At 66.8% G+C, this 12,754-nt stretch carries 16 protein-coding genes and 1 tRNA gene; 6 read left to right on the top strand and 11 right to left on the bottom strand.

The annotated features are described in order from the left end of the window. Positions 1 to 117: 117 nt before the first annotated feature. Together BLV05_RS02275 and BLV05_RS02280 are read left to right on the top strand one after the other, a co-directional pair. The gene (locus BLV05_RS02275; RefSeq protein ID WP_046766623.1) at positions 118 to 720 is read left to right on the top strand and encodes a hypothetical protein; all 603 of its coding nucleotides are present in this window, start codon (positions 118 to 120) and stop codon (positions 718 to 720) included. A 766-nt stretch (positions 721 to 1,486) separates the two neighbouring features. Beyond that, positions 1,487 to 1,561 (top strand) — tRNA-Asp (locus BLV05_RS02280). 13 nt (positions 1,562 to 1,574) lie between these two features. Here BLV05_RS02280 and BLV05_RS02285 read toward each other — a convergent pair. Genes BLV05_RS02285 through BLV05_RS02300 form a run of 4 tightly spaced genes read right to left on the bottom strand, consistent with a single transcriptional unit; the run spans position 1,575 to position 5,000 of the window. Then, positions 1,575 to 2,834, bottom strand: coding sequence for a tyrosine-type recombinase/integrase (locus BLV05_RS02285; protein WP_046766622.1), 1,260 nt, complete (start codon positions 2,832 to 2,834; stop codon positions 1,575 to 1,577). Next, complete coding sequence (locus BLV05_RS02290; protein WP_082154890.1) at positions 2,834 to 3,112, bottom strand: helix-turn-helix domain-containing protein; 279 nt, start codon at positions 3,110 to 3,112, stop codon at positions 2,834 to 2,836. The genes BLV05_RS02285 and BLV05_RS02290 overlap by 1 nt, the downstream gene beginning before the upstream one ends. Beyond that, complete coding sequence (locus tag BLV05_RS02295; protein ID WP_046766621.1) at positions 3,097 to 4,671, bottom strand: replication initiator; 1,575 nt, start codon at positions 4,669 to 4,671, stop codon at positions 3,097 to 3,099. Before BLV05_RS02295 ends, BLV05_RS02290 begins: the two co-directional genes overlap by 16 nt. Then, positions 4,671 to 5,000 (bottom strand): hypothetical protein, encoded by a 330-nt coding sequence (locus tag BLV05_RS02300; protein ID WP_046766620.1) that lies wholly within the window; start codon positions 4,998 to 5,000, stop codon positions 4,671 to 4,673. The genes BLV05_RS02295 and BLV05_RS02300 overlap by 1 nt, the downstream gene beginning before the upstream one ends. A gap of 163 nt (positions 5,001 to 5,163) precedes the next feature. Between BLV05_RS02300 and BLV05_RS02305 the strand changes: the two genes are divergently transcribed. Both BLV05_RS02305 and BLV05_RS35430 read left to right on the top strand, forming a co-directional pair. Further along, on the top strand, positions 5,164 to 5,928 hold the full coding sequence (locus BLV05_RS02305) for a GntR family transcriptional regulator (RefSeq protein WP_046766619.1): 765 nt from the start codon (positions 5,164 to 5,166) through the stop codon (positions 5,926 to 5,928). A 125-nt stretch (positions 5,929 to 6,053) separates the two neighbouring features. Beyond that, entirely contained in the window at positions 6,054 to 7,079 is a 1,026-nt protein-coding gene (locus BLV05_RS35430) for a DUF6414 family protein (protein WP_152690542.1), read from the top strand. A gap of 87 nt (positions 7,080 to 7,166) precedes the next feature. On the opposite strand, the gene BLV05_RS35435 is transcribed toward BLV05_RS35430, so the two are convergent. Beyond that, positions 7,167 to 7,349 (bottom strand): hypothetical protein, encoded by a 183-nt coding sequence (locus BLV05_RS35435; RefSeq protein ID WP_152690541.1) that lies wholly within the window; start codon positions 7,347 to 7,349, stop codon positions 7,167 to 7,169. 117 nt (positions 7,350 to 7,466) lie between these two features. On the opposite strand from BLV05_RS35435, the gene BLV05_RS35440 reads away from it, so the two are divergent. Then, on the top strand, positions 7,467 to 8,033 hold the full coding sequence (locus BLV05_RS35440) for a hypothetical protein (RefSeq protein ID WP_152690540.1): 567 nt from the start codon (positions 7,467 to 7,469) through the stop codon (positions 8,031 to 8,033). A gap of 76 nt (positions 8,034 to 8,109) precedes the next feature. After that, complete coding sequence (locus tag BLV05_RS35445; RefSeq protein WP_152690539.1) at positions 8,110 to 8,706, top strand: hypothetical protein; 597 nt, start codon at positions 8,110 to 8,112, stop codon at positions 8,704 to 8,706. Positions 8,707 to 8,835: 129 nt separating this feature from the next. On the opposite strand, the gene BLV05_RS02310 is transcribed toward BLV05_RS35445, so the two are convergent. From BLV05_RS02310 to BLV05_RS02335, 6 genes are all read right to left on the bottom strand, one after another. Then, positions 8,836 to 9,213, bottom strand: a complete 378-nt coding sequence (locus tag BLV05_RS02310) for a PIN domain-containing protein (protein WP_046766618.1) — start codon at positions 9,211 to 9,213, stop codon at positions 8,836 to 8,838. Further along, positions 9,213 to 9,467: a type II toxin-antitoxin system Phd/YefM family antitoxin gene (locus BLV05_RS02315; RefSeq protein WP_051425603.1), complete on the bottom strand. Its 255-nt coding sequence runs from the start codon at positions 9,465 to 9,467 to the stop codon at positions 9,213 to 9,215. Before BLV05_RS02315 ends, BLV05_RS02310 begins: the two co-directional genes overlap by 1 nt. 162 nt (positions 9,468 to 9,629) lie before the next feature. Beyond that, positions 9,630 to 9,926, bottom strand: coding sequence for a hypothetical protein (locus BLV05_RS02320; protein ID WP_046766617.1), 297 nt, complete (start codon positions 9,924 to 9,926; stop codon positions 9,630 to 9,632). Next, positions 9,923 to 10,447: a hypothetical protein gene (locus BLV05_RS02325; protein WP_046766616.1), complete on the bottom strand. Its 525-nt coding sequence runs from the start codon at positions 10,445 to 10,447 to the stop codon at positions 9,923 to 9,925. The genes BLV05_RS02320 and BLV05_RS02325 overlap by 4 nt, the downstream gene beginning before the upstream one ends. Positions 10,448 to 10,845: 398 nt before the next feature. Next, positions 10,846 to 11,502, bottom strand: a complete 657-nt coding sequence (locus BLV05_RS02330; RefSeq protein WP_046766615.1) for a response regulator — start codon at positions 11,500 to 11,502, stop codon at positions 10,846 to 10,848. After that, a complete protein-coding gene (locus tag BLV05_RS02335) occupies positions 11,499 to 12,638 on the bottom strand; it encodes a sensor histidine kinase (RefSeq protein WP_046766614.1) in 1,140 nt (379 codons plus the stop codon). Before BLV05_RS02335 ends, BLV05_RS02330 begins: the two co-directional genes overlap by 4 nt. Positions 12,639 to 12,754: the final 116 nt, after the last annotated feature.

Here is a 12,754-nt window from a genome sequence, read left to right on the forward strand (position 1 = left end):
AAGCAACCCTAGGCTTTCGCTCACGCGGCGAGTGCGGTTCGTCGGGTTCTATCCGGCGCCCGGAGTACTCTGCCTCACCTTGCGTGACGGCATGAATCCCGGGAAGGCGGTGCTGCCATGGATCAGAACGAAGCAATCGTCCTCTCCGCGGCGATCGGTGCTGGCGGCGTGATCGCCGGTGTGCTCCTGAGCTTCCTTAGCGCGTTGGTTCAGGAGTTCTTTCGCCGACGCCATGAGCGCAGCGAACGGCGTTACGAAGATAAGCGAGCGACCTACGTCAAGTTCGCTCTTGCCTGCAGCGAGGCCGAGCGCGATACGTGGGAGTTCGAAGAGCAATATGGCCATCTGCCTGCCGACCACCCCGGCCTACAGGACGTCGAGGGGCATGAGTCTCTAGTAACGCCGTACATGATGATTGAGATATTCGCGCCCGGTCGGGTCAAGGAGGCAGCCTACGGATACGTGCAGGCCATCAACCGCTGGGCATACTTTCGCGGCTCATCCGACGAGGCCAGGGGCGCACGAGAAAAGTTCATCATGGAGATGCAAAACGACCTGAAGTTCAAGTCTCGCCGACAAGCTCGGCGAGAACTCGAGAAGGAGCGCAGAGCAGAGGTCGCTCGGAGAGCAGCGGCCGATGCCCAGTGGCCCGATCCGCCACCTGGCGTGACCGGCGGGTCAGGGGCGCCGGCGCCCGGTGATGCTCGGCCCCAGGCATGAGACCGTCCTCGACCCCCGAGGGCGTGGCGCTCGCGTGTCAAGCATCGGCCCGCCTCAGCAAGCTCGGCACGCTGCACGTCCAGCCACGCCACCAGCGCCTCACGCACATCACAGTCCGGCAGGCCGTGCTCACGGATGTAGCGCTCAAAGCCAGTGAGCAAGCCCAAGATGACTGGGTCGGCATCATCGCCTGGTGCCAGCTCAGGAACCTTATGAACGCTGTGATCAGCGCGTTCGCGGCCATCGGGAGGGGCGCCGGGCTGCGGAAGGACGCTCGTCACGGCTGCCGCGTGCCCAATCTCGGACGACGCAAACGGGGCAATCTTGGATCGCCGGCCACTCGTGATCAGCATTGGCGTGCACCTCAGCTAACCTGGACAAACTCCCGCAAGGCACCCCACTCGCTCGTTCCCCCGTCGACGGGTGGGGTGTCTCGCGTCTGGCTGTCAACTCGAACGGCCCGGCCCCCGATCAGATCAGCAGGTCACGCGGGGCCTACGGGCAGCTGACAGATGACCCGCAACCCGGCACCTGCCTGCCTGTCTCAAGCAGGCATGCAGGCGCGTCCCTTGGTCTGCGCGGAGCGGCTATGCAACAGTCGCAACCCGCGACGCATCGTGAGAGATCAACCAAGGCGACCTGCCCCGGACACGCGAGGCGTCGACCGAACCGAGCCGCCGCCCACATTCTGCCCACGACGCACCTACAAAGAGCCATCATCTACCAGCTGCAACCATCGGCATATTCGCTGCTCAGATACAGTTCGCGGTGTCCAGCCAGGTCGTCTGCCCCGCCCTGTCAAGGCGGAGGTCGCGGGTTCAAGTCCCGTCAGGACCGCCCAGCAACACCGCAGCTCAGAGGTCATCCTCTGAGCTGTTTTCATGTCCGGGGCCGGTCTCGTCAGCGGGCCGAGGCAGCGAAAAGGCATCGAACAGTCCCCTCACTCTGGTGCGGGCGCTTCCCGAGTCGTGCGTGTAGAGGTTGAGCGTCGTCGTCGCCTGCTCGTGCCCCATGACCCGCTGGACGTCGTTGACGGGCACGCCGTCGGAGACCAGCCAGGTCGCGTACGAGTGGCGCAGGTCGTGGAAGCGCAGCCCGCCGGTGGCTCGACGGGAGACCTCTTTGACGGCGGCGGCCTCGGTCTCGAAGGTCTCCGTCTGCTCCCGCCCGGCGTCGTCCTGCCAGACGCCCCGGTAGACGCTCTCGCCCTCCTGGACCACCTTGCCCAGCAGCCCGGCCCGGACGAGCGCGGGACGCCACACCCGGACGCGGAACAGGGTTCGCCGCACCGGTCCCCCGGCCTGGTTCGTGAACACCTCCCCAGCGTCACCCTGGCCGTAGCGGCGACGGTGGTCGCGCAGCGCCTTGACGACGAACGGCGGGAGCGGGACGACGCGGCGGCCGGCGCGCGACTTCGGGAACGGCTTGGTCGTGACGGCCCCGGCGACCTCGACCGCGACTCGCACGACGTGGACCTCCTCGGCGTCCAGGTCCACGGCGTCCCAGCGGAGGCCGGCGCACTCGCCCCACCGCAGCCCGGTTCCGCCTGCCAGTGCCACCAGGGCGCGGTGACGCTCGGGGATGACGGGCAGGAGCTGGCTCAGGAACCCCTCACGGCTGATCGTGCGCTCGTCAGTGTCCGAACGACGGATCGCTGGGAGCTGGACGCCCTCGCACGGGTTGAAGGCCAGGAGCCGGTCACGGACGGCGAGCCGCATGATGCCCGCGAGCACGTGGAAGCACTTGCGCACTGTGGCCGGCGAGCGGGTGGCGTTCAGCTCTGACACCCAGCGCTGGACCGACGAGTGGTCGATCTTGTCCAGCGGCACCGGCCCCCACCGGGGCAGCACATGAGTCCGGAGAACCGAGTCCGTACGCACGGTGGTCGTCGTGGCGCTCGCCCGCCCAGCGACCCACGTCGCCGCATAGTCGCTCAGACGGACGCGCCCGGCACGAGGATCGACGTAGAGCCCGTGGTTCTTGGCCGACTCGACCTCAGCGAGGAAACGGGACGCCTCACGCTTGGTCGGGAACGACTTCGACCGCTGCCCTCCGGACGGATCACGCCACGAGGCACGGTAGGTGCCGGCCGTCGTCTTGCGTACGAAGCCCATCAGAACAGCCCGTCCTGGCCGGGGAGCGGCGGTCCGGGCTCCGGGTCGGGCTCGATGGTGACGGTCTCGAGCCAGTCGTGGAACGCCTGTTTGGGGATGACCCATCGCCCGCCGAGCTTGCGTGCCGGGATGTCGCCGGACCGTACGAGGGCGTAGGTGCCGCCGAGGGCGAGGTTCAGCAGCTCCGCCACCTCAGCGACGGAGTAGACGAGCGCGTCGACGCGGGGATGTTGTCCTGGCGGCCGGTGGGCGTCGAGGCGGATCACGTTGTCGGGCATGGCGGGGTTCCTTCCGGGGAGGACGGGTCGGTTGCCGAAACATCACCGGACGGCGGCCCGGTGGCTTGTTTCGCGGCGTCGTACTGCTCGCGCCAGCGGCGGCGCTGTTCGATCGACTTGGCGACGGCCCACACGTAGGAGGGCGCGTCGGGGTCGACGGGACGGACCGGGGTCCAGACGTAGCGAGCCTTACCGTCCGGTGCGGTGGCGGTCGCCGAGAACTGGTCGTGGTCGTCCATCTCGATGCCGGCTTCGGCGAGGACGGCGCGGACGACGGCGGCCCGGTCGGCGCGGTGCTCGGTCAGCGTCTTGCCGGTCCACTTGCGCGAGACGAGGACGCGGCGGCCGCCGAGCCCGAGGTGGTCGCGGTCGTGGGCCTTGGACGGGCAGCGGCCGGGTTCCATGCCCGGTCTGGCGTTCTTCGGCTGGGTGCCGTAGCGCAGCCAGTTCGCGCACGTCGGCGAGCACGGGAGCCAGCGGACTTCCTCGGCGAGCCGGTCGATGTGGGCGCGGCGAGCGGCCGAGATGCGGTGCGGGTCGTCGATGTCGAGCGGTTCGGCGATGGACTTGGTGAGGTACTTCGTCAGGTAGCCGACGCGGCGGTCAGCGGCCGGCGTACCGGCGAGGATGCCTTGCAGGTCGACCTGGACGCCGAAGCGCAGCACGTGGACCGGCTCTGGTTCTTCACCGACGTCGAGACCGTCGCCGTTGTCGACGTAGTCCATCGCCTCGTCCCAGGTCGGCAGCATCCAGCCGCCGTCCTCGACGTAACCGCCCTGTTCCTCGTCCCACGCAGGCCGCCCGGCGCGGTAGTGGTGGCTGTAGTCGATGCCGGGCCACCAGACCTGGTGATACGTGGCCGCCGCGACCTGCTTGATGAGCTTGCGAGGGATAGCACCGCGGATGGCTGCGTGCAGATGCGGTGCGAGCCGCCGTTGCGGTTCGACGGCGGCGAAGTACTGCACGTTGTAGCCGGTCGCGCGGCGGAGGTTCTGCCAGAACCGGTCGACGAGCTTCGGGAAGTGCATCGCGTCCAGGGCGGCGCGCCGGTAGTCGTACCGCGCCGGGTCGACGGGGACGCCCTCGTCGGTCACGCGTCCGTAGGACGGCATCGTCAGGGTGAGGAACATCGACGGCCGGTAGGTCTTGCCGTCCGGAGCCTCGAACGTCCGCCCGACGGTGTGACCAGAGACCGGCAGCCGAGGCAGGTCCGGCACGTCCTCACGCCGCCTGGTGGACCGCACACGCCGTTCCGTCGCGTCGTCCTCGTTGTCGTCCGCAGGGGCCTCGTCGTCGCTCTCAGAGGCGTCGGGGTCGTCGAGCTCGGGTTCGGTGTCGAGGTGCCAGCCCTCACGGCACTGCTGCATCCGCAACCGGCGAGCCCGGTCCGCACACGACGGGCAGATCACTTCACGGGTCGCGCCGCACGCGATCGTCACGGTCCGCACGTCTCCGGTCGTCGTGTCGGTCACTCGGGACAGGACCGGGCGTACGCAGGCGCCTACGAGCACGGCGGCACCGCGGACCAGCTCGTCGGAGAGCGCAGGACCGAGCACCATCACGGCCGCCCTGCCGATCGCGGCGTGACCATGAACTCCGGCTCGTCGTCCTCCGGCCGGTACACGGGCAGCGGCCGGCGCAGCTCGGCGGAATCGACGGCCGGCGTGGCCTCCATCAGGCCGTGCACGCAGTGGCATGCGTCCAGCGGGCCGAGCACGCCGAAGCCATCGCAGTCGATGCACACGATCCACACCGACTTCTCGTGCAGCCCGACACAGCGCGGCGACGTGCACCAGCGGTAGCCGCACCAGATGCACACCTGGGCGAAGTTCAGCCGCAGCGGCCGCAGTGTCGCCGCCATGGCGGAGGCGAGCGTCTGGGTCGTCATCGTGACCTCCGGGGATAGGGGGTGACTCCATCTGACACTCAACACGTTATAACAAGTAGGACGACTGGACAACGCAATATGCGACACGCCAGGCTGACCGCCTCAGTTACGCGGGCGACCGCCCAGGTGGAAGACTTGTTCTGTCGAGTAGAGGGGAGGGCCTGTGGCGGACTTCAGGGGTCGCCCTGCCTACCTGCAGATCGCTGACGACATCCGCAGCCAGATCCTCGACGGCACGTTGCAGGCCGAGGACCGGTTGCCCAGCGAAGCCGACCTCATGGCCGACTACGGCGTCTCACGCATCGTCGTGCGCAACGCCGTCGAAGTCCTCCGGTCCGAAGGGCTCGTGGTCAAGCAGCAGGGGCGCGGCAGCTTCGTCCGAGCGCAGCGGCCACAGCGCACCCGCGTCGTCGGCGACCTCTACAGCGAACGCCCCGAAGCCTCACCCTTCGCCGCATCCGCCCGAGCATCCGGTCAAGTGCCGGAATGGGAGTACCAGACCCGCCGCACCACCGCATCCAAGACGATCGCCGACCGGCTCGGCATCCAGGCCGGCGACCCGGTGATGCGGACCAGCTACCGCTTCTTCGCCGACGGCGAGCCCGCGATGCTCTCCACCTCGTTCGAGCCGCTGGTCATCACCGAGGGCACACCCGTCGAGCAACCCGAAGGCGGCCCCGTCACCGGCGTCGTGCCCCGCATGGACGCCATCGGTATCCACATCACCCACGTCGTCGAGGACGTCACCGGACGGTCCGCGCGGCCTTATGAGGCCGAGACGCTGAAGGTCCCGGTCGGCGTGCCCATCCTCGCGATCGAACGCACCTACTTCGCGAAGAGCCGGCCCGTCGAGACCGCCGACATCGTCGTCTCCTCCGACCGCTACGTCCTGTCCTATCGCCTACCCGTACCACCAAGGAAGGACTAGCCGGACACAGGCGCAGCAAGTTGGGCAAGTCTCCGCATTTCTGCCGTCTGGCGTGTAGTCTGCCGGTATTCATCGCAAGATCAATCTTGGGCGATGGCTTCGTACATCTAATGCCGGGGGGCGTGATGGTTCTTCGTGAGTTCCTCTACCTGGACATCGACAAGGTACGAGGTTTGGCCGCGCAGTTGTACGAAGGTGTGGTCGAGAGCACCACCGAAAGCTCCGACGACGGCAAGGAGACTGGTGTCGGCGTTGGGCCCCTGAAGTACGGCCGGAGGTGGGGTAGCACGGCCGTTCTTCAGAAGTCCATGGCGGATGCTCTCTTTCCCACGCTAGAGAGCGACTTGGAAGCCGAAGGAGTGCTGCGAGATGCTTCGGCTGATTTGGCTGACAACCGTGGATGGGTGAATCTTCGGAATACTGCCCCAGTAGGCTCGCTAATTCGCTTGAGCGGCCAAGCGGCGCTATTCGACGCCCGGTACTTTGCCAGCGTGCTCTCCAACATGGTTGTGGTGGGACAAGGCGTCGGAGAAGTCACTGGAGCAAGTGCCACAGGCGATCAGTCCCATCAGCAAGGTCTACCTCCCAAGGCCAAGCCTCCTGCTCAGAAAAGGGCAGAGCGGGACGCTCGGCGGGGAGAAGGTCTAGCCAATGCACCGGAGTTGCTCGAAAGTCTGATACCGCCTGGTCCAATTCCCTTGTTGGGTGATTCCGTTACGCGTGAGCAGATCGTCGGAATGGTCAAGATCGCACGTGGTGTTTTCACGCCCGGACTACATCTCACGATGTACTGTGCCGGGATCGACGGCCCACCCATTTCCGCGCGACTGGAAGAAGGGCGGAGGTTTCTTGATTCCGAGCCAGATGTTCTGTTCCAGCGCTACGGCGTCGCCCCGCTGGATTGGACCCTCGTCGGAATCGTGGGCCATCACGGCGCAAAGCCGCCGAGTAGCCAGTTCCCGTCACTGACCGAGCCTGATGGTCAGACGGTGTCGCGCGGCCGCACGGCTGCGGGGCTCAACCAGTTCATTTCATTCATCGCCAATCTCGGGTTCGCAGATCTTCCACGGGATCCGGGATTCTCCATTGTCCCATTGGCTGTCTACCGTGTCTTGGGCGGATCAGACCTTCCGCCTGCAGCAGAGGGATAAGCGTGAGGCGCAACCCCCGGTCCCCGGACACGCGAAGCACCTTCCCACTTGCGCGCACGGGGGATTGCTGGATTGAGCTATTGAGGATCAAGCGGCGCGCTGCGCGCGCCGTGCCCGCCCGGCCTTCGGGCCGGGCGTGCGGCCTGGCGGCCGTTCCGGGCCCTGGCGGCCGGCGGCCTGCTCGTAGTTCGGCATCAACTCGGCCAGGTTCCCAGAGTCACCGTTGCCGCCGTCGTCCTCGTAGCGGCCATTCTTTGACCTCCATTCCACGCGTCAAGGGCGCCTCCGGCGTCACTGCGTGATCGCTACGCGACCCTGGACCCGCTCCACTCCAGCCAACGACCGGCAGCTATGAGGACGACGCCTCAGAGTGAGGAGATCCAGCACATGGATGAATCCGCGACCGCATCGGGCGAACCGAGCGTCCAGGAGCATCTCTTGGCTGCATACTCCAGAGCCAAACGAGGCCGAGATGAGGCCCAATTATTACTGGAGGCGGGCTTCCCGAGCCCCTCATTGGTCTGGTCGGTCCGATCAGCTGAAGTACTACTACGTGACTTTGTGCTAGCGCCATACTTTATCGATCGCGGAACCGACTGGGCTACCGCCATGAAGAAGGCTTCAAGAGTCCTCGGAAATAGCGACTGGAAGAATGCCTTCACCAAAGCTGAGGAATGGTACGGCCCATTCGATGAACCGCTAACAGAGAATGGGTCGAACGCTTGGGCCTATTGGCAGAGTGTCACTGTTCGTCGACGCGGGGACATTGTGCACGGAAAACCATTCCCTGACGCTACGACCGAAGAGGCCGCGCAAGCTCTGGCGTTCGCCGAAAGAATGGCGACCTGGTATGCGCAGCGATTTGTCACCAGCCCGCGGCATCCACTTGGCCAACAGGTGCGGCAGCTCATAGACCAAGTTGGCACGGCGCTACGCGGCGAGTCGCATGACTGATTTGAGTACCCGGCCTCCCCGCTCGGCGCTGAGCTACTTAGGGCAGCGTCACACGACTCAAGCGAAGGTAGAGTAAATGGACTGGGCATCTCTTGCGGTAGCGAGCATTCCGGCCGTCGCGGCAATCACGTCAGCCGTCGTTGCGTACAGGTCGGCACGAACGACAAAGCGCCTGGAATTGCAGGCTAGTCGGATCCGCGATCTAGAGAATCGCTTGGCTGAGAAGAAATTCGAGACCTATAAGCCAATGATAGATGCTCTCAACGATTTGCTGGACCCGGCAAAGAGCAAGACCGTGAACATGGGTGAGCTTGGCGAGAAGTTTAACAACTTTGATGCCTGGATTGCCATTTTCGGATCAGATCAGGCCGTATCAGCCTGGCATCGATTAAGGCAAGCTTCATTTCACAATCCCCCGGCAGAGATATTTATTCGACTCTATGCTGATTTTGTAATCGCTGCCCGGCGCGATATGGGTTACCCCGATTCTGAGGCCACGGGAGAGCAGCTGATTGGGTCCCGCCTACGAGATTTGTATAGCCAGACGGGGACAAACGTGAGGGAAGCGCTCCAGATGAACTGGGTCGAGGTCGAAAGGCGCACGGGATGGGCAGCACCTTGGAGCCCTGAGCCTGCTCAAGTACCGCCCGCCAACGCCCAACACCAGCCATGAGGCGTAGACGGCGTGGTCAGAGGTGACCGGACCAACAGTCCGAGCACGGCGGTGTGCGTGCAGGTCAGCCGATAACGTGCACTCCCACCGAGGACTGCGGCCGCCATCGGATCAGATGGCGGCCGCAGGCTACACAGAGTGCAGGTTGATGGGCTTGTTGAGGGCGTCGGCCAGGCGGGCGAGGTCGCCGGGGTCGCTGGTGACGACGAGGTCGCCGCGTGAGAGCGCGGAGATGACGACGGTGGCGTCGACGACGTCGCTCGTTCTTGCGGCTGCGCATGCAGCGCCGGCCTCGCGGGCGAGCTGTTCGGTTACGGGCTCGATCCTGCAGCCGCGCAGCAAGCGTGAGAGCTGATGCTGTGGGCCGCCTCGCCATGCCTGCGCCAGGACGGCGGCGGGGACGACGGGGCGGATCTCGTGGCGCAGCGCGCCACGATGGAGCGCCCAGATGTCGACTCGGTTCGCTTCCGCCGCGACCAACGCGCCGGTGTCGTAGGTGATGCCCATCAGTCAGTGATAACGCCCTCGCGGACCAGCACGTCGTGCGCCTTGCGTGCCTCGTCGGCGGGGATCGGTCCGTGCTCGGCCTCGAACTCCTCAACGGCCAGCAGGCCATCGAGAACGGCGGCGCGTTCCGCCGGCATGATGGCGGCCAGGCGCTCCCCGTGGTCGGTCAGGTAGATGACCTCCCCGGTGGACGTGGCTCGGCTGATCACCTCGCTGAGGTGATCCTTCGCGTCCTGCACCGGCATCTCGGACATAGTCCCAGCGTACGGCAGAAGCTCAGCAGACACAGCAGTCCTCACTTTCGGTCGAGACGACGCACGCGCGGGAAGGCGATGCGTCGTCGCAGCTTGCGGCATCGGGGGACGGCTGGTCCGTCGCACCAATCAGCGATGCGACGGGACCAGCCTGGTAGATCGTTAGATGTCGTCGCGGCCAGCTCGTCGCTGGATGCGTTCCACGGCCTCGCGGATCGCCTCGTGCAGTAGTTCGGCCTCCTGAGTCCCGAGGCGGACCACGGTGCTCCGACCATGACGCGGCATCGTGGTCAGTTCGACCCCGATGGTCGAGCTATGCGGGCGGACGACGTTGACGCCGAGGACCCAGCGCCCGGACTCGGCCGGGATCGACTCCAGGTAGTCCCGGTGGATGGTGTGCACGCCGGCCTCGTCGCACCACTTCACGCCGCAGCTCTCGCGATCAGCGGCGGCGGTCATGATGCGTTCTCCACGTCCGTGCGGTGGACCTTGCGCAGGTCGCCCACGACGGTCTCTAGCTCGCCCAGCGTTACGCCGGCCGCCGACAACGCAGCCGCGATGCGGTCGACCAGCTCGCGGTGCGCTTCGGCGGTGAGGGCGTAGCCGTCCTGGGGGAACAGCAGACCGGGTTCGAGCAGTTCCAGACCGTCGTCGCGGTCGGCCAGCCGCTGCAACTGTTCGATGATCTGCGCATCGGTCGCGCCGGGCAGGTACCGCTCACGGACGTTGGCGAGCAGCTTCGGAGTCCACATCGCCTGTTGCGCAACGTCGGCGATCCGCACCAGATCGGCGGCAAGCCGGCGCGCCTCCTTCGGCAGCAGGTCGAACTGCGCGTACATCTCGGTCTCGAACGGCTTGATCTCCACATCGATATGGGCATCGCCGTGCAGGATGTGCGCGACCATCTCGCCGACACCCTCCTCGACGAACGGTGCGCGGGTGATGATCTCTCGGGTATCGGGTTCGGGTAGCTTGACCACGGGTCTCTCCCTGGCTAGATCAGGTTGGGATCAAGTCCCCGGTCCGGTGTTCCAGCACCGGCCGGGGGCGACTAACTCAATGAGGACACGCAGGCATCAGGTGGGCCGCGTGGCCGCGCAGCTACGAGGCAGCGAAGAGGCATCAGAAGCCGCACCGCCCGCGATCAAGAGCCGATATCAGCCGCCATTCCGACCTGCGCAGATGGACGACCAACGGCAACGGACGACAGCGGACGGCGAGCCCGATCCGCACTGTCAAGGCGGAGGTCGCGGGTTCAAGTCCCGTCAGGACCGCCAGCAATACCCACAGCTCAGAGGTCATCCTCTGAGCTGTTCTCATGTCCGGGGCCAGCGACCCGGTCATGCGCTCCAGCTACCGCTTCTTCGCTGACGGTGGGTTACGTGGCTCTCATGCGTCTGGTGTCGTATGCCCACATCGCGATCTCGACGCGGTTGCGGACGCCGAGCTTGGTCATCAACGATGCGACGTGGGTCTTGACCGTGCTCAGGCCGACGAAGAGCTCGGTGGCGATCTCGGCGTTGGTCCGGCCCCGTGCGACCAGCGCGAGCACCTCCTCCTCGCGCTCGGTGAGCGGGTCGATGGGCTGGACCGGTACCACCGGCGCCTGGTCGGCGAAGGTCGCCAGCAGCCGGCGTGTGACGTTGGGGGCGATCAGCGCGTCCCCGTTGGCCGCCGCGTGGAGAGCCTGCACGAGGAGCTCCGGCCCAGCGTCTTTGAGCAGGAAGCCGCGGGCGCCGGCGCGTAGGGCGCCGAGGACGTACTCATCGAGGTCGAAGGTGGTGATCACGACGACCGCCATCGGGTCCGTCACGTCTGGCCCGGCCAGGCGCCGCGTCACCTCGATGCCGTCGAGCCCGGGCATCCGGATGCCGACGAGGAGGACATCGGGACGCAGCCGGGTCGCCAGGTCGAGCGCTGCGAGCCCGTCTGCTGCCTCCCCCACGACCTCGATGTCGGGTTGCGCGCCGAGGATCATCACCAGCCCGGTCCGGACCAAGTCCTGGTCGTCGGCCACGACGACACGGATGCTCATGCCGGCGCCTCCACCGGCAGCACGGCCTCGACCACCCAGCCACCCTCGGGCCCCGGCCCCGCGGAGAGCGATCCGCCGAGGAGCTGGGCGCGTTCGGCCATGCCCAACAGGCCGAACCCAGGCTCCCGGGCTGACCCCGGCTCGGTCTGTCCATCGTCGCTGACACGCAGCCTGACTGCGTCGCCCTCTCGGCGTACGTCGATCCCGACGCGGGTCGCGCTGCGGGCGTGCCGTACGGCGTTGGTCAGCGACTCCTGCGCGATCCGGTAGAGCGCGGCGTCCACGGGTCGTGCCAGCCGGGTCAACGAACCGTCCAGCGAGACCTCGACGGTGGGCGTCGCGTCGGCGCGCGCCAGAGCAGGCAGGTCCGCGACACCCAGTTGCGGTGAGTAGGCGACGGCTTCCTCGTCACGCAGCAACCGCACCATGGATCTCATCTCCGCCAGGGTTCGCGACGCTTCAGACTCGATCGCGGCCAGGACCTCGGCAGCCTTCTCAGGCTCGATGCCGGCAACCACGCCACCGGCCTGCGCCTGCACCGCGATGGCCGAGACGTGGTGGGCCACGGTGTCGTGCAGCTCGCGAGCCAGCCCCACCCGCTCCTGATTGCGGATCTCGCGCTGTTGGCGATGCCAGAGGTCCGCGCGGTAGCGGAACACCGCCGCGAGGGCGACGAACAACAGCAGGAGGACGCTCCCGCCGAAAACGTCGGCCCAGCCCGCGGAGGAGACGTACATCCCCAGCGCGACGACGACTGTCACGAACGCCGTCCCCAAGACCATCTCCCGGCCCGAGCCCCACCGCACCAGGGAGTAGAGCAGGATCAGGACGGCCATCATGGAGTAGAGGCCGAGGTCCCCGGCGTGCGCAGTCAGCTGGAGGACCGAGAGCAGCCCGACGACGCCCCACCCGACCAGGGCGGCCATCAGCGGGCGACCCCGCCGCCAGAGCAGGGCAGGCATCAGCGCCAGGGCGAGCACCGTCACAAGGGGTTGCCAGGCCAAGCCCGGCCGAGCGATGCCCTCGACCAAGGCGGCGGCCGCGAACACGCCCACCAGCAGCCAGTCGAGCCGACCGATGGGTGGGGCGTCAGCAGGCCGCGGCTCATGCCAGATGGAGCGCCGGACGGTGACCACGGCTCCAGCCTAGGGATCGGCTCGCCTCGGCGTACCCGCCGAAAGAACGAGAGAGAGACCATGCCATCGGCCAGGCGAACCCCAGCCTCCGGGCCGAGGCGCCCTCCGCCGGGCTC

Source organism: Jiangella alkaliphila (assembly GCF_900105925.1).
Taxonomy (GTDB): Bacteria; Actinomycetota; Actinomycetes; order Jiangellales; family Jiangellaceae; genus Jiangella; species Jiangella alkaliphila.